Below are 19193 nucleotides of genomic sequence, written 5' to 3' on the forward strand. Positions count from 1 at the left end.
GACGGGGGCTTCTTTTGTCTAGGATGATCAGGAGCGAGCTGACCGGAGCGCTGGAGGCGGCATGGGCGACAATCGCATCAGCCAGGTGGTGATCGTCGGCGGCGGAACGGCCGGCTGGATGGCCGCCGCCGCCCTGGCCAAGGCGCTGGGGCCGCTGGTCTCCATCCGCCTGGTCGAGTCCGACGAGATCGGCACGGTCGGGGTCGGCGAGGCCACCATCCCGCAGATCAAGCTGTTCAACGGCCTGCTGGGCCTGGATGAGGACGACTTCATCCGCCAGACCCAGGGCACCTTCAAGCTGGGCATCGAGTTCGTCGGCTGGACCCGCCCGGGCCACGCCTACCTCCACGCCTTCGGCGGCGTCGGCCGCGACCTCGGCATGGTCAACTTCCACCAATACTGGCTGAAGCATCGCCAGGGCGGCGGGACCAGCGACTTCTGGGCCTATTCGCTGAACGGCGCGGCGGCCAAGGCCAACCGCTTCGACCGCCAGCCGGGCCTGGCCTACGCCTTCCAGTTCGACGCCGCGCTCTATGCCCGCTACCTGCGCGCCCATGCCGAGCGGCTCGGCGTAGTTCGCACGGAGGGCAAGATCCTGGGCGCGACGCTGCGCGAGCCCGACGGCTTCGTGGAATCGGTGACCCTGGAGCGCGGCGAGGCCGTGGGCGGCGACCTGTTCATCGACTGCTCGGGTTTCCGCGGCGTGCTGATCGAGCAGGCGCTGAAGACCGGCTACGACGACTGGTCCCACCTGCTGCCCTGCGACCGCGCCGTGGCCGTGCCGACCGCCTCGACCGGCCCCCTGCGGCCCTACACCCAGGCGATCGCCCGGCCCGCCGGCTGGCAGTGGCGCATTCCGCTGCAGCACCGCACCGGCAACGGCCACGTGTTCTGCAGCCGCTATGTCAGCGAGGACGAGGCCACCGCGACCCTGATGGCCAATCTCGAGGGCGAGCCGCTGGCCGAGCCGCGCCTGCTGAAGTTCGTCACCGGCCGCCGCAAGGCGTTCTGGAACCGCAACGTCGTGGCCCTGGGCCTGGCCAGCGGCTTCATGGAGCCGCTGGAATCGACCAGCATCCACCTGATCCAGTCGGGCCTGTCGCGCCTGCTCAACCTCTTCCCCGACCAGGGTTTCGCCCAGGCCGACATCGACGAATACAACCGCCAGGCTGGGCTGGAGTTCGAACGCATCCGCGACTTCCTGGTGCTGCACTACTGGGCCAACCAGCGGTCCGAGCCGTTCTGGACGGCCTGCCGCGACATGGCGATCCCCAGCGAACTGGCCCGCAAGGTCGAGATCTTCCGCGCCCACGGCCGGCTGTTCCGTGAACCCGAGGACCTGTTCTTCGAGACCAGTTGGCTGCAGGTGCTGCTGGGCCAGGGCGTCGAGCCGCGAGGCTGTCATCCGATGACCGACCTAGTGTCCGGCGCCCAGCTTGAGGGGTTCCTGGCCGACCTGCGCAAGATCACCGCCGACGCGGCCGGCGCCCTGCCCGACCATGCTGACTTCATCCGTCAGCAATGCGCGGTCCGCTAGCTTGCCACCACCCCCACGGCCATGCTCACTCCAGCCATGGTCGAGACCCTGTCCCACAAGCAAGCCCGCCGCATCGCCCTGGCCGCGCAGGGCTTCGCCGACAAGCGTCCCGCCCAGCCGTCCCGCCGCCACCTGATCGCGACGATCGAGCGCCTGGCCCTGCTGCAGATCGACTCGGTCAATGTCGTCTCGCGCTCGCACTACCTGCCGCTGTTCTCGCGCCTGGGCGCCTATCCACGGCCGCTGCTCGAGGACCTGGCCTGGGGCAAGAAGCCGGCGCTCCTGGAATATTGGGGCCACGAGGCCTCGCTGATGCCGCTCGACCTGCAACCGCTGCTGCGCTGGCGGATGGACGACGCGCGGGCAGGCGTCGGCGTGTGGAAGGGCGTCGCGGCCTTCCTGGCCGGCCACCGGCCGTTCATCGACAAGGCGCTGGCGGCGATCCACGAACGGGGCCCGCTGTCGGCCGGCGAACTGGACCTGGGCGCGCGCGGCCAGGGCGGCTGGTGGGGCTGGAGCGAGGCCAAGCGGGCGACCGAATGCCTGTTCTGGGCCGGCGAGCTGACCACCGCCACCCGGCGGGGAACCTTCGAGCGGGTCTATGGCCTGCCGGAAAAGGTCCTGCCGCCGGCCATCTGGTCGGCCCCGACGCCGTCGCGCGAAGAGGCGCATCGCATCCTGCTGGGCCGCGCGGCGCGGGCCATGGGGGTGGCCACCGCGCGTGACCTGCGCGACTATTTCCGCATGGGCCTAGCCGACGCCCGGCGCGGCGTCGCGCAACTGGTCGAGGCCGGCGACCTGATCCCGGTCGCGGTGGAGGGCTGGAGCGAACCGGCCTATCTGGCCCCGGACGCCCGCCGCCCGCGCGGCGTCCGGACCAACGCCCTGCTCTCGCCGTTCGACAACCTGATCTGGTTTCGCGAACGGGCCGAGCGCCTGTTCGACGTCCGCATACGGTTGGAGATCTACACCCCGGCCCACAAACGCACCCACGGCTACTATGTGCTGCCGTTCCTGCAGGGCGAGGCGATCACCGCCCGGGTCGATCTGAAGGCCGATCGCAAGGCCGGCGTCCTGCGGGTGATGTCGGCCCATCGCGAGCCGGCCGCCAACGCGCGAACCCCGGCGGCCCTCGCGGTCGAGCTGGCCCTGATGGCCGATTGGCTCGGCCTCGACGGGGTCGCCGTCGCCTCCAGCGGCGATCTGGCGCCCGCCCTGGACGCCGCCATAGCCAGAGATTGACTTTGGCCCGCCAGGGCCTATTTATCCCCAGCTTCTGGAGCAGGCTTGGCGAATCCGCGCCGCCCGTTCGCCCAAACACGGGCGGCTCCGGACTTCAGACCAGCGTGACATGACAGAATTTTCCGAACTCGGGCTTTCGCCCACGACCCTCCAGGCGGTCGCCGACACCGGCTATACGACGGCCACCCCGATCCAGGCCGCCGCCATTCCCGTGGCCCTGGCCGGCCAGGACGTGCTGGGCATCGCCCAGACCGGCACCGGCAAGACCGCCGCCTTCACCCTGCCGATGATCGACAAGCTGGCCTCGGGCCGCGCCAAGGCGCGCATGCCCCGGGCCCTGGTCATCGCCCCGACCCGCGAACTGGCCGACCAGGTCGCTTCCAGCTTCGAGAAGTACGCCAAGGGCACCAAGCTGTCCTGGGCCCTGCTGATCGGCGGCGTGTCGTTCGGCGACCAGGTCAAGAAGCTGGACCGCGGCGTCGACGTGCTGATCGCCACCCCGGGCCGCCTGCTCGACCACTTCGAACGCGGCGGCCTGCTGATGACCGGCGTGCAGATCATGGTCGTCGATGAAGCCGACCGCATGCTGGACATGGGCTTCATCCCCGACATCGAGCGCATCTTCAAGATGACGCCGCCGAAGAAGCAGACCCTGTTCTTCTCGGCGACCATGCCGCCGGAAATCACCCGCCTGACCAAGCAGTTCCTGCGCGATCCGGTGCGGATCGAGGCCTCGCGCCCGGCCACCACCAACGAGAACATCACCCAGCTGATGGTCAAGGTCCCTTCCTCCGATCCCAAGGCCAAGCGCCTGGCGCTGCGCGCGCTGATCGAGAAGGCCCAGATCGAGACCGGCATCGTGTTCTGCAACCGCAAGACCGAAGTCGATGTCGTCGCCAAGTCGCTGAAGAGCCACGGCTTCGACGCCGCCGCCATCCACGGCGACCTGGACCAGAGCCAGCGCATGAAGACCCTGGCGGCCTTCCGCGACGGCTCGCTGAAGATCCTGGTGGCCTCCGACGTCGCCGCGCGCGGCCTGGATATTCCGGCCGTCAGCCACGTCTTCAACTACGACGTCCCGCACCACGCCGACGACTACGTGCACCGCATCGGCCGCACCGGCCGGGCCGGCCGTTCGGGCATCGCCTACATGCTGGTCACCCCGGCCGACGACAAGGGCTTCGACAAGGTGGTCAAGCTGATCGGCTCGGCCCCGCAGGAAGAGAAGCTCGACCTCGACTATTCGGGCGCCGTGACCGTGCGTCGCGAAGGCGACAAGCGTGGTGGCGGTCGTGACCGCGCGCCGCGCGGCGGCGAACGGGGTCGCGATCGTGACCGCAACCGCGCGCCGACCGAGCCCTCGGATGTCGCCGCCGCCAATTTCGAGGCCGCGATCTCCGGCGTTCCCGCCCCGCCGGTCGCGGCGACCGTGACGGGCGACGAGCCCGCCAAGCGTCCGGCCCGCGTGCGCAAGCCGCGTGGCGAGAAGGCCGGCGCCATCGTCGCCGATACGGTTGAGGCCGAAGCGCCCGTCGCCGCCGCCGCGCCGGTCGCCGAGAAGGGCCGTCGCGACCGTGGCGGCTCGTCGCGGGATCGCGGGCGTCAGCCGCGCGTCGAAGACGCCGCCGACGCGCAGCCGCAGGTCGAGGCCGAACGCGCCCCGCGTCCGGAGCGCGCCGAAGGCGAACGTCCGGGCCGTGAACGGGGTCGCGAACGTGGCCGTGACCGCGATCGTCGCCCGGAGCGTGCCGAACAGCCGCGCGCCGAAGCCGAACAGCCGCAGGTCGAGGCCGAACGTGCGCCGCGTCCTGAACGTGACGGTGAGCGGCCCCGCCGCGAGCGCGGCCGTGACCGTGACCGTGATCGGCGCCCCGAGCGTAGCGAACAGCCCCGCGTCGAGGCCGAGCGCGCGCCGGCGCCGCGCGGCGAACCCGAACGCGCCCCTGTGCGCGGCGCGCCGCTCCCGGTGCGCGGCGTCCAGCCGATCCGGGGCCGCGAGGACGACGACGACCGCCGCGTGGTCGGTTTCGGCAACGAAACCCCCGCCTTCCTGATGCGCGCCCCGCCGCGCCTGGCCCCGGCCAGCGACACCGAGGACTAGGTTCCAGCGCTCACGATCACGCCCGCCCTCCAGACTGGAGCGGCGGGCGTTTTCGTATGGCCCTCAGCCCCTCTCCCATGGGGAGAAGTTTGGGATGCGGTTGGGGACGAACGCATGCGTGCGTCCCCGTCAGCAAGCGTCGATGCTCGGCGGATGGCGCACAAAGTGGTGCGATTTCAACGCCCTGAACTTTCTCGACCCGATTTGGTTCTCACCCTTCCGGACCGCCCCATACTGCTCGCACCTGACGGCACGGGAAGGGCGTCCGGCCGGCGACTGAGACGGCTGTCAGGGGTGGTCGAGCGGGAAGCGCTCGCCGAGGTCTTGGGTGACAGCCTTCGCGGCGGTCCAGGTCGGGTTCCCTGCAACACGGGACGAAGCCCTGGCGGCGAAGGATCGGCGGACGCGGCAGGTGGGGGCTGAAATCGCCCGCACGGTCCAGGGAGCGCCAACGCCCTGCCCGCCGGGGGCCTCTATCGGAGCGGGTTAAAAATCCGCGATCCGAAGGCTCCTGGAAGAAGGCCACGCGAAGCGCTCGTCTTCGTCGAAACGGTATTCAAAACGCAAAACCCTCCGGGCGGAGCCCGGGCGCTTCGCACCCTCCCCAGCAGCTCAGCGGAATTCCGCGTGAGATCACACTCCCTTGCCCCCACCTGACCGCTTCGCGGTCTGTCCGCCCCCATTGGGGGCGGAGCCGGAAGCGCGAAACTCTTCCCCCTATGGGGGAAGACGGCCGCGAAGCGGCCCGTAGGGGGCAAGTCATCGCCCCACCCGCCCTACTTCTTGATCTGCCCCGCCAGGTACTTGCGGATCGCCGCGCCATACGGCGGCCGCAGGGCCAGCATCGGCGCGATGTCCTTCTTCAGCTGGTGGAACACCGCCTTCTTGTGACTGAACTCCATGAAACCGTCGCGGCCATGATAGCTGCCCATGCCGGCCGGCCCCACGCCGCCGAACGGCAGGTCTTCCTGGGCGACGTGGAAGACCACGTCATTGACCGTGACGCCGCCGCTGGTGGTGCGGGTCAGCACCATGTCGCGTTCGGCCGTGTCGGTCCCGAACCAGTAGAGCCCCAGCGGCCGGTCATGGGCGTTGATGTAATCCACCGCCTCCTCGACCTCCTGATAGGTCTTCACCGGCAACACCGGACCGAAGATCTCGTCCTGCATCACCGTCATGTCGTCGGTGGGGTTGAGGATCAGGGTCGGGGCGATCTTGCGGTGTTCCTGCTGGCTCAGGCCCTCGCCGGCCGGGTTGATCTCGACGATCGTCGCGCCCTTGGCCCGGGCGTCGTCCACATGGCCCTTGATCCGGTCGTAGTGCCGCTGGGCGACCACGGCGGTGTAGTCGGGATTGTCCTTCAGGGTCGGGAAGGTCCGCCCGACGGCCGCCTTGGCCTCGGCGACGAAGGCGTCGATCTGGTCGGCCGGGGCCAGCACATAGTCCGGCGCCAGGCAGATCTGGCCGGCGTTCAGGGTCTTGCCGTTCATGATCCGCGCCGCCGCCGTGGCCATGTCGACGCCGCGCGACAGGATCACCGGGCTCTTGCCGCCCAGCTCCAGGGTGACGGGCACCAGGTTCTCGGCCGCCGCCCGCATCACGTGGCGGGCCACCGAGGTCGCGCCGGTGAAGATCAGGTGGTCGAACGGCAGGCTGGTGAAGGCCTGGCCCACGTCCGGACCGCCGGTGACGACCGCGATCTCTTCCTCGGTGAAGGCCTTGGCGAACATCGCCTTCATCAGCTCGGACGTCACGGGGGTGAATTCCGAGGGCTTGATCATCGCGCGGTTGCCGGCCGCCAGCACGCCCGCCAGGGGCGCGAAGGTCAGGTTGACCGGGAAGTTCCACGGGCTGATCACCCCGACCACGCCCTTGGGCTGGTACTGAACCTCGGCCTTGGCCCCGAACAGGCCAAGGATGGCCGGCGTGGTCTTGCGCTTCTCCGGGCGCATCCACCTGGCCAGGTTCTCCTTGGCGTATTTCAGCGGGCCGATCGAGCCGGCGATGTCGGTCAGGCCCGTGGCGTCCTTCGACCGCGCGCCGAAATCGGCGTTCAGAGCGTCGGCGATCTCGACCTGGTGGTCGACCAGCAGGCCGATGCAACGGTCCAGCCACTCGATGCGACGTTCCGCCGTCGGGGCGCCATGTCGCAGGTGTGCGGCCTTCTGCCGCTCCAACACCTGCAGGAGCGAGGCCTTATGCGATTCAAGGTCGAGATTGGCGGGCGCATTCACGGTCAAAATTCCTCCCAAACGGCCCGCAGGCTCATCTTATCACTGTTAACAATGCTTGCGCCCGACGAAACACGCAAGCGAACGTCGTTCGTTCTTAACGGCTCGTTTGAACTCTTCGGCTTAGATGCCGGCACCAAGCGCGTGTCCGGGGCGGATGCGACGCTACTGGGGGAATTGAGACATGTCGGACGTCGAAACCACGCTGCGCGGCCCGGAAGCCTACAAGATCGCCGGTCGCGCCCTGGCGCTGATGGAGCGCCACCAGGTGTGGCCGACCGCGCTGAACTTCGAGCTGTGGACCCACTACGTCGCCGACCCCGACGGCGCCCTGGCCCGCGAACTGACCCGCCTGATCTCGCTGGGCGAGCCGCTCACCGAGCTGCTCAGCGAGGAACTGGCCGCCGCCTACCTGCCCAAGGCCAAGCTGAACGAACAGATCCGCGACGCCGGCGACCTGCTGAGCAAGGAACTGGAATCGGTCTCCAAGGCCATCCAGAACGCCCAGAAGTCCAACGCCGCCTACGGCAAGACCCTGTCGGGCGCGACCAAGGAACTCGACGGTTCGGACGACGTCAGCAAGATCAAGGCCGTCGTCAGCGGCCTGACCGAGGCCACGCGCCGGGTCCAGAAGGAAAACAAGTCGCTGGAGACCCGGCTGGCGGAATCGACCGCCGAGGTCGATCGCCTGCGCGAGCACCTGGAACAGGTCCGCCGCGACGCCACGACCGACGGCCTGACCAACCTGGCCAACCGCAAGGCCTTCGACGAAGAGCTCGACCGCGCCTGCAGCGAGGCCGACGAAGCCGGCACGACCATCTGCCTGGCCGTGCTCGACATCGACCACTTCAAGGGTTTCAACGACACCTGGGGCCACCAGACCGGCGACCAGGTCATCCGCTACGTCGCCAGCGTCATCGGCCGGGTCGCCGCCCCGCCGCGCTTCGCCGCCCGCTACGGCGGCGAGGAGTTCGCGATGATCTTCCCGCGGGAATCGGCGGCCATCGTCGCCGGCACCCTGGAAGAGATCCGCGTCGAGGTGTCGTCGCGGATGCTCAAGCGCCGCTCGACCAACGAGGACCTGGGCGCGATCACCATCTCGTCGGGCTTCGCCGAACGTCGCGCGGGCGAGACCGGCCACTCGGTCATGGAACGGGCCGACGCGGCGCTCTACACGTCCAAGCGTGGCGGCCGCAACCGCGTCACCGCCGCCGAGAGCAAGCCGGAATCCGCCAACGCCGCCTGATCCCGCGCGGGCCCGGTCGAAGTTTTTACGCCTCTCCCAGAGAAAGGCTCTGGTGTTCCCCAAGGTTAGTCGCGCCTAGACTCCGGCAAGAGCGACAAGCCTGGGAGGACGCCATGACCTACGAGAAGATCCGGCTGGACGCCGCCGACGGCGTGGCTGTCATTACCCTCGCCGACCCCACCACCCTGAACGCCGCCAGCCTCGAAATGGCGCGCGAACTGGCCCACGCCTTCGCTTCGGTCGCGGCCGGCAAGGTCGCGGCCCGCGCGGTGGTCATGACCGGCGAAGGCCGAGGCTTCTGCTCGGGCGCCAACCTGTCGGGCGGCGGCGCGGCGGGACGCGAGGCCGATGTCGACGGCAAGCCCGACGCCGGTTCGGCGCTGGAGAGCACCTACAACCCGCTGGTCAGCCTGCTGCGCGACTTCCCGCTGCCGATCGTCACCGCCGTCAACGGTCCCGCGGCCGGAATCGGTTGCTCGCTGGCCCTGCTGGGCGACATCGTGGTGGCCGCCGAAAGCGCCTATTTCCTGCAGGCCTTCCGTCGCATCGGCCTGGTGCCCGACGGCGGCTCGACCTACCTGCTGCCTCGCCTGGTGGGCAAGGCGCGGGCCATGGAGATGATGCTGCTGGGCGACAAGATCCCGGCCGCCACGGCGCTGAACTGGGGCCTGGTCAATCGCTGCGTGCCCGACGCCGAGCTGCTGCCGACCGCCACCGCCATCGCCAAAGAACTGGCCGCCGGCCCCGCCGCCCTGTCGGCGATCCGCAAGCTGGTCTGGAACAGCCTCGACGCCGACTGGGTGGGCCAGCTCAACGCCGAGCGCCACGCCCAGAAAGCGGCCGGCAAGACCGACGATTTCATCGAGGGAGTCGGGGCGTTCCTGCAGAAGCGCCCCGCGGCTTTCAAGGGACGGTAGACGTCGCCCCATGGATCGCCGCGGCGCGGGCCTCGAAACAGCCGATCAGCGTATTGGCCGCGCGATCCAGATTGGCGGCCAGCAAGGCGTCGAGCACGCGCGACTTGAAGGCGAAGTTGATGACGAATTCAACAGTGGTTCCAGTCGCATGAGGTGAAAACCTCCACTGATTGGACAGCCGCTTGAAGGGTCCATACAGCAGGCTGACATCGACGGTCAGGGCCGCCGCGTCGCGTCGCACGCGGGTGGCGAACTTTTCGCGCAGGAACGAAAAGCCGACCTGGGCCTCGGCGTCGACCGTGCTGACCGGGCCGTCGACCCGGCCGTTCCAGGTGCGCATGGCCGTGATCCACGGCACGAACGACGGATAGGCCTCGACGTCGCCGACCAGGGTGAACAGTTGCTCGGGCGCATAGGGCAGCACCCGGGTGACGACGTGACGGTGCAAGCTAGAGCGCCTTGAGACCCGAGGATTTGGCGTCCAAGGCCTTGCGGGCCGCCGCCAGCTTGGCGAAATCCTCGCCGGCGTGGTGCGACGAGCGGGTCAGCGGGCTGGCCGAGACCATCAGGAAGCCCTTGGCCCGGGCGATGGCCTCATAGGCCTTGAACTCGTCGGGGGTCACGAAGCGGTCGATGGCGGCGTGCTTGCGGGTCGGCTGCAGGTACTGGCCGATGGTGATGAAATCGACGCCGGCCGAGCGCATGTCGTCCATCACCTGCATGACCTCCTCCTTGGTCTCGCCCAGACCGACCATCAGGCCGGACTTGGTGAACTGGGTGGGGTCGCGCTCCTTGACCCGCTCGAGCAGGCGCAGGGAGTGGTAATAGCGGGCGCCGGGACGGATCTTCAGATAGAGCCGCGGCACGGTCTCGAGGTTGTGGTTGAAGACGTCCGGGCGGGCGTCGATCACCACGTTCTCGGCCCGGTCCTTGCGCAGGAAGTCGGGGGTCAGGATCTCGATGGTCGTGCCCGGCGCGGCGGCGCGGATGGCCAGGACCACTTGCGCGAAGTGATCGGCCCCGCCGTCGGCCAGGTCGTCGCGGTCCACCGAGGTGATGACCACGTGCTTGAGGCCCATCTTGGCGACGGCCTCGGCGACGCGGCGCGGCTCGTCGGCGTCCAGGGCGTTGGGCAGGCCGGTGGAGACGTTGCAGAAGGCGCAGGCCCGCGTGCAGATCTCGCCCATGATCATCATGGTCGCGTGCTTCTGGCTCCAGCACTCGCCGATGTTGGGACAGGCCGCCTCTTCGCAGACCGTGGTCAGCTTGTGGTCGCGGACGATGTTGCGGGTTTCGTTGTAGCCCGGCGACCCCGGGGCGCGGACGCGCAGCCAGTCGGGTTTGCGCAGCACCGGCGTATCGGGGCGGTTCTGCTTTTCGGGGTGACGGGCGGCGCGCTCCTCGGGAACGCGGGCCTTCAGCGTGTCGATCAGGGTGACCATAACGGCCTAGATCGGACTTCTTGGCCTCCGGATCAAGCATGCGTTCTTGCATCGGGGCCAAAGGCGCGAAATGACTGCCTGGAATGCGTCGTCGCCTCCCCGTTCAAACTTGGGCCTGCCTGCTGGCCTTGCCGCTCGTCTCCTGCGGAGACGAGGCCGTCCGCGCGCCCTTCGCCGAGAGCCGGACGCCGCCGTCGCTGGCGGTGCGTTTCCAGCCGCCGCCGGGCTGGGCCTGGGGCTATGTGCGGGTCGGCGACGAGGCGGTGCAGCGCTACGGCGTCTCCGCGCCCCAAGGCGCGCCGCGCGGCCAACTGCTGATCCTGCCGGGCTACGGCGAGTCGGCGGAAGGCTGGTTCGAGACGGCCCGGAACCTTAACGACCGCGGCTACACCGTGTGGATTCTCGAACGCCAGGGCCAGGGCGGCTCGGAGCGGACCGGCCCCTGGCGCGACCTGGGCCACGCGACCAGCCTCTCGCCCGACGTCACGACCGTCAAGGCGATGGTCAAGGCGGTCATCCGGCCCCATTCCAGTCCGGGGGGTGGTCGCGACCCGTTCGTGGTCCTGGGCCACGCCGACGGCGGCCTGGTGGCGCTGCGGGCGCTGGAGGAGGGTTTGCAGGCCGACACCGCCATCCTGTCGTCGCCCAATTTCGACATCGCCGACCTGCCCCGCGCCAAGGGCGAGCTCATCCGCATCGCCCGCTGGGCCAGGAGCCTGAAACTGGGTTTCGTCCGCTATCCGGGACAGGCGGGATGGAAGCGCGAGGGGCCGGACGCCTTCGACGCCAGGCTGACCCACGACAGGGCCCGGGGCGGCGTGCAGCCGGCCTGGGAACTGGCCAACCCCGACCTGCGCATGGGCGCGCCCAGCCTGGCCTGGTACGCGGCCTTCTACGACGCCGTCGACGCCGTGGGGCGCGACCTGAAACGCGTCCAGACGCCCGTCGTGATGCTCGACCCCGGCGAGGACGTCAGAGCCCTGGACGCACCGCGACGGACCGTCTGCGCCGCCCTGCCCCATTGCATCGAGACCCGCTACCCCAAGGCGCGCCATGCCCTGCACCTGGAGACGGATTCGGTGCGCGCCCCGTGGCTCGACGCCGTGGACGACGCCCTGCGCGCCCGCCCTGGCCTCCCCATCGCCCAGGCCTTGAACGACAAGGGTTCGAGCGCATTTTAGAAAGACCGGTGCGGTGACGCGCACGTAACGGGTGTTGCAAAGCCACGCTCGGTCGCTAGGCTCCAGCTTCAATCACAAGAGGGCGCGACGTCGCGCTTCTGGGAGGTTTCGCCGGCATGCCGGTAGTTTTTGACGCTCGGGACGGCCAGAAGGCCCTCTTCGACGCCCTGCTTGACGCCCGTGACAAGTACGGGGCCAAGAAGCTGATCCTGGAAGACCAGGACCGCAATCCGCTCAGCTACACCGACCTGGTCCGCGCCAGCTTCGCCCTGGGCCGCAAGATCGCGGCCATGACCAAGCCCGGCGAGCATGTCGGCGTGCTGCTGCCGTCCGGCGCCGGGGCGGTGGTGACCTTCTTCGCCCTGCACGCCTTCGGCCGGGTGCCGACCATGCTGAACTTCACGGCCGGCCTGCGGAACCTGCGCGCCGCCTGCGAGCTGGCCGGGGTCAAGCGCGTGCTGACCGCCCACAAGTTCATCGAACTGGGCAAGCTGCACGACATCGTCGACGCCCTCGAGGAGAAGGCGACGATCACCTATCTCGAAGACGTTCGGGCCACCATCGGCCTTGGCGACAAGCTGTTCGCCGCCGCCGCCGGCGCCTTCCCCCGCCGCTTTCGCCATCACGCCAAGCCCTCGGACAAGGGCGTTGTCCTCTTCACCTCGGGCAGCTTCGGCGCGCCGCGCGGCGTGGTGCTAAGCCAGGCCAACCTGGTGTCGAACGCCGCGCAGATCGCGACCCATATCGAACTCGATCCCAGCTGGGTGTTCTTCAACCCCCTGCCGGTGTTCCACTGCTTTGGCCTGACCGGCGGGGTGATCCTACCGATCCTGACCGGCATGAAGGCCTTCCAGTACCCCTCGCCGCTGCATATCAAGCAGATCCCGGCGCTGCTGAAGGACACGGGCGCCTCGGTGCTGCTGGCCACCGACACCTTCGTCAACCAGTACGCCCGCGCCTCCGAGAGCGACGAGCTTTCGGGCCTGAGGTTTATCGTCTGTGGCGCTGAAAAGGTTCGGGAAGAGACCCACAACCTCATCGCCGAAAAGTTCGGCCCGGTGCCGGTGCTCGAAGGCTACGGCGCCACCGAGGCGTCGCCGGTCATCGCGGTCAACAAGCCCGAAGACAACCGTCGGGGCACGGTCGGCGGCCTGCTGCCGGGCCAGGAATGGCGCATCGAGCCGGTCGAAGGCATCTCCGGGGGCGGCCGCCTGCTGGTGCGCGGTCCCAACATCATGTCGGGCTACCTGCGCGAGGACGGCGGCGTCGACGCCCCCGAGGGCGGCTGGCACGACACCGGCGACGTCGTCACCATGACCGACGATCTGTGGATCACCATCAAGGGCCGGGTGAAGCGCTTCGCCAAGATCGCCGGCGAGATGGTCTCGCTGACCGCCGCCGAGGACCTAGCCTCGGCGGTCTGGCCCGACGGTCGCCACGCGGTGATCTCGATGCCCGACAAGAAGAAGGGCGAGAAGCTGGTTCTGGTCACCGACTGCCAGAACGCCGCCGTCACCTCGCTGGTCGCCCATGCGCAAAGCATCGGCGCGCCCGAATTGGCGGTGCCGCGCAAGATCCTCAAGGTCACGGAAGTGCCAGTGCTGGGCAGCGGCAAGACCGACTATGTCGCCATCCAGCGGATGGCCGACCAGGACGCCCGGGCCGCATGACGGGGATGGCGTAACGGCGTAAACGGAGGGGACTGATGGAAAGATTGAACGTGTGGGCGCCGCGGGTGCTCAGCCTGTTGCGTATCGTCGCCGCCCTGCTCTTCATGGAGCACGGCCTGATGAAGATCTTCCACTTCCCCGGCCCACAGCCGGGCGCGCCAGATCCCCTGCCGACCATGCTGGTCGTGGCCGCCTGGCTGGAGATCGTCGGCGGCGGCCTGATCGCCCTGGGCCTGTTCACCCGGCCCGTGGCCTTCATCCTGTCGGGCCAGATGGCCGTGGCCTATTTCCTGGCCCACGCGCCGCAAGGCTTCTATCCGGCCATGAACATGGGCGAGCCGGCGGTGCTCTACTGCTTCCTGTTCCTGTACCTGGTGTTCGCCGGGCCAGGCGAGTGGAGCGTCGACGCCCAGCTGCGCAAGCGGCCCTAGCGTTTCGCCGGAGCGGACAACAAAAAGGGCGGCGCTCGAACCGAGCGCCGCCCTTCTCGTATCCTGAGCGCCGAACCTAGATGTGCAGCACGCGCCCGTAGGCGTCGAGCGCGGCCTCGTGCATGGCTTCCGACATGGTCGGGTGGGCGTAGACGATGCCGTGCAGGTCTTCCTCGGTGGCTTCCAGGGTGATCGCCGTGACGAAGCCCTGGATCATCTCGGTGACCTCGTGGCCGATCATGTGGGCGCCGATCAGGGCGCCGGTCTTGCCGTCGAACACCGTCTTGACGAAGCCCTCGGTCTCGCCCGCCGCCACGGCCTTGCCGTTGACCTTGAACGGGAAGCGGCCGGCCTTGACGTCGATGCCGGCGGCCTTGGCGGCGGCCTCGGTCAGGCCGACCGAGGCGACCTGCGGGTTGGCGTAGGTGCAGCCCGGGATCGGCGAGTTGACGGCCGGGGTCTTGTAGCCGGCGATGTGCTCGGCCGCATGGATGCCCTCGTGGCTGGCCTTGTGGGCCAGCCAGGGCGGGCCGGCGGCGTCGCCGATGGCGTAGAGGCCCGGGACGTTGGTCTCGCCGTGCTTGCCGGTGACCACGTGGCCGCGGTCCATGTTCAGGCCGATGGCGTCCAGCCCCTCGGTATTGGGCGCGATACCGACCGCGACGATGCACACCGCGGCGGTCAGGGTCTCGGCCTTGCCGCCGACCTCGACGGCCACCGAGACGCCGTCCTTGGTCTTCTCGACCTTGGTCACCTTGGCCCCGATGCGGAAGGTGATCCCGCGCTTCTCGAAGGCCTTCTGGGCGGCCTTGGAGACCTCGGCGTCCTCGACCGGCATGATGCGATCGACGGCCTCGACGACGGTCACCTCGGCGCCCAGGGCGCGGTAGAAGCTGGCGAACTCGATGCCGATGGCGCCCGAGCCGATGACCACCAGCGACTTGGGCATGGCCTTGGGGGCCAGGGCGTCACGATAGGTCCAGATCTTGTCGCCGTCCGAGACCGCGCCGATCGCCGGAATGTCGCGGGCCCGGGCGCCGCTGGCCAGGATCACGCTCTTGGCCTGGATGGTCCGGCTGCCGCCCGCCTTCAGGGCCACGACGACCTTGGGCGACGGGCTGCCCTTTTCGAGCTTGGCCTCGCCCTCGACGACCTCGATCTTGTGCTTCTTCATCAGGAAGGCGATGCCGTTCGACATGGTCTTGGCCACGCCGCGCGAGCGGTCGATGATCTTGGCGAAGTCGAAGGACGGCTTCTCGACCGACAGGCCGTAGCCGCCCAGGTGCGACAGCTGCTCGAAGATCTCGCCGGACTTCAGCAGCGCCTTGGTGGGGATACAGCCCCAGTTGAGGCAGATGCCGCCCAGCGCTTCGCGCTCGATGATCGCCGTCTTCAGGCCCAGTTGGCTGGCGCGGATCGCGGCCACATAGCCGCCGGGGCCGGCCCCGATGACGACGACGTCGAATTCCGTGGACATGGTCTTCTTACCCTAGCTTGGACGCCGTTCGGGGGGAGCCGTCGGCGTCGATCGACCAGCCTGCAAGCCGGTCCCATGGGACTTCAATGCGTTACAGCAGCGCCTCAACGGCGAGCTTCAGGTCTTCGGGCTTGGTGGTCGGGGCGAAGCGTTCGACCACCTCGCCGTCACGGCCGATCAGGAACTTGGTGAAGTTCCACTTGATGCCCTCGGTGCCCAGGACGCCCTTCTGCTCATGCTTCAGATAGGCGTAGAGCGGATGGGCCGAAGGGCCGTTGACGTCGATCTTGGCCAGGACCGGAAAAGTCACGTCGTAGGTCAGCGAACAGAAGTTCGCGATCTCCTCGGCGTTCCCGGGTTCCTGCGCCCCGAACTGGTTGCAGGGGAAGGCCAGGACCGTGAAGCCCTTGTCCTTGTAGTCCCGGTACAGTGTCTCCAGCCCCTCGTATTGTGGGGTGAAACCGCACTTGCTGGCCGTGTTGACGATCAGCAGCACCTGGCCGCGATAGTCGGCCAGGCTCGTGTCCTGGCCGTCCAGCGTCTTGGCGGAGTAGTCGTAGACGGACATCGAGCCCACCCTTTCGGATTAAACCAGCAGGGTCAGAGGCTCTTCGATCAGCGGCTTGAAGGCGGCCAGGAACTTGGCCCCGATCGCGCCGTCGACCACGCGGTGGTCGCAGGTCAGGGTGATGGTCATCACCGTGGCCACGGCCAGTTCGCCGTTCTTGACGACTGGACGCTGTTCGCCGGCTCCGACGCTCATGATCGCGCCCTGCGGCTCGTTGATGATCGAGGCGAAGGCCTTGATGCCGAACATGCCCAGGTTGGAGACCGAGAAGGTGCCGCCCTGGAATTCCTCGGGCTTCAGCTTCTTGGTCTTGGCGCGGGCCGCCAGGTCCTTCACCTCGGCCGAGATCTGGGCCAGGCCCTTGGTCTCGGCGGCGCGGACGATCGGGGTGATCAGGCCGCCGTCGATGGCCACCGCCACGGCGATGTCGGCGTGGTGGTGCATCGCGATGCCTTCCGGCGTGTAGGAGGCGTTGGCCTCCGGCACGCGCTTGAGGGCCACGGCCACGGCCTTGATGATGATGTCGTTGACCGACACCTTCACGCCCTGGCCTTCCAGCAGGTGGTTGATCTTGGCGCGGGCGGCCAGCAGGGCGTCGATCTCCAGATCGATCGTCAGCGGGAAGTGCGGCACGTCGCGGAAGCTGTCGGTCAGACGGCGGGCGATGGTCTTGCGCATGCCGTCCAGCGGCACGAGGTCGTAGGAGCCGGCGGGGATGCCCATCTGCTCCAGCGACAGCACCTTGCGGGGTTCGGCGGCGGCCGTCGGGGCCGAGGCGGCGGGCGCGGCCTTCGGCGCGGCGACACCGCCCTTGCCGGCGGCTTCGACGTCGGCCTTGACCACCCGGCCGTGCGGACCCGAGCCGGGAATGGCCTTCAGGTCCAGACCGGCGGCCGAGGCCAGGCGGCGGGCCAGGGGCGATGCGAACACTCGGTCGCCGGTCGGAACGGCGGCCACGGAAGCCGGGGCGGCGGCGGGAACCGGAGCCGCAGTGGCCTGGGGCGCTTCCGCGGCCGGGGCGGCCTTGGCCGGCGCATCCTTTGAAGGCGGGGGCGCGGGGCTCTCGCCCTCGCCGGCCAGCTTGGCGATCAGGGCGTTGACCTTGACGTTCTCGGTCCCGGCCTCGACCAGGATGGCTTCGATCACGCCTTCATCGACGGCTTCCACTTCCATGGTCGCCTTGTCGGTCTCGATCTCGGCGATCACGTCGCCGGCCTTGACGGTGTCGCCGACCTTGACGTGCCACTTGGCGAGGGTCCCCTCCTCCATGGTGGGCGACAGGGCGGGCATCAGGATGTCGATCGACATTGAGCTTCTTCCTCAAGCGTTCGGGACGGCTTCGACCAAAGTGGTCGGCGTCCAGCGAGCCTTGCGACGGGCAAGGCGTTGTTCGTTCGTTTCGTCTTCATAGTCCAGCGGCTCGCCTTCGCGACCGTCGAACCCCGGCAAATTCGTCCCCACGACGTTGAGGGTGGCGTAGGCTTGGCCCTCGTCCTCGATCATCGCGGCGACATAGCAGGCGCATTCCTGGCAAATCAGGAAATCCGCCGTCTGTCGACTGAACCGATAGCGCCGCAGCGCGCCCGGCGCGGCGGTGACGTGCAACCACCCCGTCGGATCGCTGGTGTACCGCGCCCCGTGCCGACGGCAGAACCCGCATTGGCAGACCCGCAAGGGCAGTTCGCCCACCGGCCTGCCGGGATCGAGTTGCACGTGCACCGCGCCGCAGTAACAGGAGCCGTTGAGGGTCTGGGTCATGGACGCCTCCCTGCCCGCTCACACAGGCCAGGGCCTAGGCGAGCGGGCCGGGCGATCAACGGTAGCAGACCGTCTTGGCCGCCTTGACGATCTTGGCGACCGACGGCAGCGACAGGGCTTCCAGGTTGGCCGCATAGGGCAGCGGCACGTCTTCCTGGTGGACCCGCAGCGGCGGGGCGTCGAGATAGTCGAAGCCGAACTCGGTGATGCGGGCGACGATCTCAGCGCCGACGCCCATCGGGCCCCAGCCTTCCTCGACGGTCACGAGACGGTTGGTCTTCTTGACGCTTTCCAGGATGGTGGCGTGGTCCATCGGACGGATCGTGCGCAGGTCGACGACCTCAGCCTCGATGCCTTCCTTGGCCAGCTCTTCGGCGGCTTGCAGCGCGAAGCCGACCATCCGCGAATAGGTGGCGATGGTGACGTCCTTGCCCGGGCGACGGACCTTGGCCTTGCCGATCGGCACCACCCAGTCCTCGACGTCCGGGATGTCGAACTCGTGGCCGTACATCATCTCGTGTTCGAGGAAGACGATCGGGTTCGGGTCGCGGATGGCGGCCTTCATCAGGCCCTTGGCGTCGGCCGCGTCGTAGGGCGCGATGACCTTCAGGCCGGGGACGTTGCCATACCAGGCCGCGTAGTCCTGGCTGTGCTGGGCGCCGACCCGCGAGGCGGCACCGTTAGGGCCGCGGAACACGATCGACGACTTGATCTGGCCACCGGACATGTAGAGCGTCTTGGCGGCCGAGTTGATGATCTGGTCGATCGCCTGCATGGCGAAGTTCCAGGTCATGAACTCGACGATCGGCTTCAGGCCGGCCATCGCCGCGCCGACGCCGAGGCCGGCGAAGCCGTGCTCGGTGATCGGGGTGTCGATGACGCGCTTGTCGCCGAACTCCTGCAGCAGGTCGCGGCTGACCTTGTAGGCGCCCTGGTACTGGGCGACTTCCTCGCCCATCAGGAACACCTTGTCGTCGCGGCGCATCTCCTCGGCCATGGCGTCACGCAGGGCGTCGCGCACGGTGATCTTCTTCATCGGCGTGCCGGCCGGGATCTCCGGATCAGCGAAGGTCGAGGCGGCCGAGATCGGGGCCGGAGCAGCCGCGACGACCGGAGCCTGGACCACCGGTTCGGCGGCCGGAGCCGGAGCGGACGGCGCGGCGCTGTCTTCACCGGACAGGCGCGCGATCGGCGTGTTGACCTTGACGTTCTCGGAGCCGGCGGCGATCAGCAGGGCTTCGATGACGCCTTCATCGACGGCTTCGACTTCCATCGTCGCCTTGTCCGTCTCGATCTCGGCGATCACGTCGCCGGCCTTGACGGTATCGCCCTCTTTTACCAGCCATTTGGCCAGGGTGCCCTCTTCCATGGTCGGAGAGAGGGCGGGCATGA

15 protein-coding genes and 1 pseudogene are annotated in these 19193 nt (G+C 68.7%); 8 read left to right on the forward strand and 8 right to left on the reverse strand.

The genetic code is table 11. From position 1 onward, the window contains the following. Positions 1-61: 61 nt before the first annotated feature. From PMI01_RS16075 to PMI01_RS28210, 3 genes are all read left to right on the forward strand, one after another. Complete coding sequence (locus tag PMI01_RS16075; RefSeq protein WP_007671057.1) at positions 62-1537, forward strand: tryptophan halogenase family protein; 1476 nt, start codon at positions 62-64, stop codon at positions 1535-1537. Between the two features lie 36 nt (positions 1538-1573). Then, the gene (locus PMI01_RS16080; protein WP_007671058.1) at positions 1574-2779 is read left to right on the forward strand and encodes a winged helix-turn-helix domain-containing protein; all 1206 of its coding nucleotides are present in this window, start codon (positions 1574-1576) and stop codon (positions 2777-2779) included. Between the two features lie 109 nt (positions 2780-2888). After that, positions 2889-4880, forward strand: a complete 1992-nt coding sequence (locus tag PMI01_RS28210; protein ID WP_007671062.1) for a DEAD/DEAH box helicase — start codon at positions 2889-2891, stop codon at positions 4878-4880. 776 nt (positions 4881-5656) lie between these two features. Here the strand turns inward: PMI01_RS28210 and PMI01_RS16090 are convergent. Further along, a complete protein-coding gene (locus PMI01_RS16090) occupies positions 5657-7114 on the reverse strand; it encodes a coniferyl aldehyde dehydrogenase (RefSeq protein WP_035036631.1) in 1458 nt (485 codons plus the stop codon). Positions 7115-7295: 181 nt separating this feature from the next. Here PMI01_RS16090 and PMI01_RS16095 point away from each other — a divergent pair, with 181 nt between their 5' ends. Together PMI01_RS16095 and PMI01_RS16100 are read left to right on the forward strand one after the other, a co-directional pair. Continuing rightward, positions 7296-8357, forward strand: a complete 1062-nt coding sequence (locus PMI01_RS16095; protein WP_007671068.1) for a GGDEF domain-containing protein — start codon at positions 7296-7298, stop codon at positions 8355-8357. A 113-nt stretch (positions 8358-8470) separates the two neighbouring features. Next, positions 8471-9274, forward strand: a complete 804-nt coding sequence (locus PMI01_RS16100) for an enoyl-CoA hydratase/isomerase (RefSeq protein WP_007671071.1) — start codon at positions 8471-8473, stop codon at positions 9272-9274. Here the strand turns inward: PMI01_RS16100 and PMI01_RS16105 are convergent. Both PMI01_RS16105 and lipA read right to left on the reverse strand, forming a co-directional pair. Next, positions 9261-9722, reverse strand: a complete 462-nt coding sequence (locus PMI01_RS16105) for a type II toxin-antitoxin system RatA family toxin (RefSeq protein ID WP_007671073.1) — start codon at positions 9720-9722, stop codon at positions 9261-9263. The two genes, PMI01_RS16100 and PMI01_RS16105, sit on opposite strands and share 14 nt — an antisense overlap. Before the next feature lies 1 nt (position 9723). Further along, positions 9724-10716 carry a lipoyl synthase gene (gene lipA, locus PMI01_RS16110; protein ID WP_007671081.1) on the reverse strand — a complete coding sequence of 331 codons (993 nt, stop codon included), beginning with the start codon at positions 10714-10716 and terminating at the stop codon, positions 9724-9726. A gap of 83 nt (positions 10717-10799) precedes the next feature. Here lipA and PMI01_RS16115 point away from each other — a divergent pair, with 83 nt between their 5' ends. The 3 genes from PMI01_RS16115 to PMI01_RS16125 all read left to right on the forward strand — a co-directional run bounded on the left by PMI01_RS16115 (position 10800) and on the right by PMI01_RS16125 (position 13998). Continuing rightward, positions 10800-11897 carry an alpha/beta fold hydrolase gene (locus PMI01_RS16115; protein WP_007671083.1) on the forward strand — a complete coding sequence of 366 codons (1098 nt, stop codon included), beginning with the start codon at positions 10800-10802 and terminating at the stop codon, positions 11895-11897. Positions 11898-12013: 116 nt separating this feature from the next. Further along, positions 12014-13567, forward strand: a complete 1554-nt coding sequence (locus tag PMI01_RS16120) for an AMP-binding protein (protein WP_007671086.1) — start codon at positions 12014-12016, stop codon at positions 13565-13567. Between the two features lie 35 nt (positions 13568-13602). Next, positions 13603-13998 carry a DoxX family protein gene (locus PMI01_RS16125; RefSeq protein ID WP_007671089.1) on the forward strand — a complete coding sequence of 132 codons (396 nt, stop codon included), beginning with the start codon at positions 13603-13605 and terminating at the stop codon, positions 13996-13998. Between the two features lie 76 nt (positions 13999-14074). On the opposite strand, the gene lpdA is transcribed toward PMI01_RS16125, so the two are convergent. The 5 genes and pseudogenes from lpdA to PMI01_RS16150 all read right to left on the reverse strand — a co-directional run bounded on the left by lpdA (position 14075) and on the right by PMI01_RS16150 (position 19191). Next, positions 14075-15475: a dihydrolipoyl dehydrogenase gene (gene lpdA / locus PMI01_RS16130; RefSeq protein ID WP_007671092.1), complete on the reverse strand. Its 1401-nt coding sequence runs from the start codon at positions 15473-15475 to the stop codon at positions 14075-14077. A 91-nt stretch (positions 15476-15566) separates the two neighbouring features. Next, complete coding sequence (locus PMI01_RS16135; RefSeq protein WP_007671095.1) at positions 15567-16043, reverse strand: glutathione peroxidase; 477 nt, start codon at positions 16041-16043, stop codon at positions 15567-15569. An 18-nt stretch (positions 16044-16061) separates the two neighbouring features. Next, positions 16062-17351, reverse strand: coding sequence for a pyruvate dehydrogenase complex dihydrolipoamide acetyltransferase (locus tag PMI01_RS16140; RefSeq protein ID WP_007671098.1), 1290 nt, complete (start codon positions 17349-17351; stop codon positions 16062-16064). 12 nt (positions 17352-17363) lie between these two features. Beyond that, positions 17364-17447, reverse strand: a pseudogene (locus PMI01_RS27400) (aldehyde-activating protein); the annotation flags it as partial. A gap of 409 nt (positions 17448-17856) precedes the next feature. After that, positions 17857-19191 carry a pyruvate dehydrogenase complex E1 component subunit beta gene (locus tag PMI01_RS16150; protein WP_035036637.1) on the reverse strand — a complete coding sequence of 445 codons (1335 nt, stop codon included), beginning with the start codon at positions 19189-19191 and terminating at the stop codon, positions 17857-17859. Positions 19192-19193 lie beyond the last annotated feature (2 nt).

The organism is Caulobacter sp. AP07 (genome assembly GCF_000281955.1).
GTDB lineage: Bacteria > Pseudomonadota > Alphaproteobacteria > Caulobacterales > Caulobacteraceae > Caulobacter.

Bases quoted from the DNA above. Each gene is read 5' to 3' on its own strand.
- lipA (WP_007671081.1), bottom strand. From the start codon at position 10,716: ATGGTCACCCTGATCGACACGCTGAAGGCCCGCGTTCCCGAGGAGCGC.
- PMI01_RS16140 (WP_007671098.1), bottom strand. From the start codon at position 17,351: ATGTCGATCGACATCCTGATGCCCGCCCTGTCGCCCACCATGGAGGAG.
- PMI01_RS16075 (WP_007671057.1), top strand. From the start codon at position 62: ATGGGCGACAATCGCATCAGCCAGGTGGTGATCGTCGGCGGCGGAACG.
- PMI01_RS28210 (WP_007671062.1), top strand. From the start codon at position 2,889: ATGACAGAATTTTCCGAACTCGGGCTTTCGCCCACGACCCTCCAGGCG.
- PMI01_RS16120 (WP_007671086.1), top strand. From the start codon at position 12,014: ATGCCGGTAGTTTTTGACGCTCGGGACGGCCAGAAGGCCCTCTTCGAC.
- PMI01_RS16100 (WP_007671071.1), top strand. From the start codon at position 8,471: ATGACCTACGAGAAGATCCGGCTGGACGCCGCCGACGGCGTGGCTGTC.
- PMI01_RS16095 (WP_007671068.1), top strand. From the start codon at position 7,296: ATGTCGGACGTCGAAACCACGCTGCGCGGCCCGGAAGCCTACAAGATC.
- PMI01_RS16150 (WP_035036637.1), bottom strand. From the start codon at position 19,191: ATGCCCGCCCTCTCTCCGACCATGGAAGAGGGCACCCTGGCCAAATGG.
- PMI01_RS16125 (WP_007671089.1), top strand. From the start codon at position 13,603: ATGGAAAGATTGAACGTGTGGGCGCCGCGGGTGCTCAGCCTGTTGCGT.
- PMI01_RS16115 (WP_007671083.1), top strand. From the start codon at position 10,800: ATGCGTCGTCGCCTCCCCGTTCAAACTTGGGCCTGCCTGCTGGCCTTG.
- PMI01_RS16135 (WP_007671095.1), bottom strand. From the start codon at position 16,043: ATGTCCGTCTACGACTACTCCGCCAAGACGCTGGACGGCCAGGACACG.
- lpdA (WP_007671092.1), bottom strand. From the start codon at position 15,475: ATGTCCACGGAATTCGACGTCGTCGTCATCGGGGCCGGCCCCGGCGGC.
- PMI01_RS16080 (WP_007671058.1), top strand. From the start codon at position 1,574: ATGGTCGAGACCCTGTCCCACAAGCAAGCCCGCCGCATCGCCCTGGCC.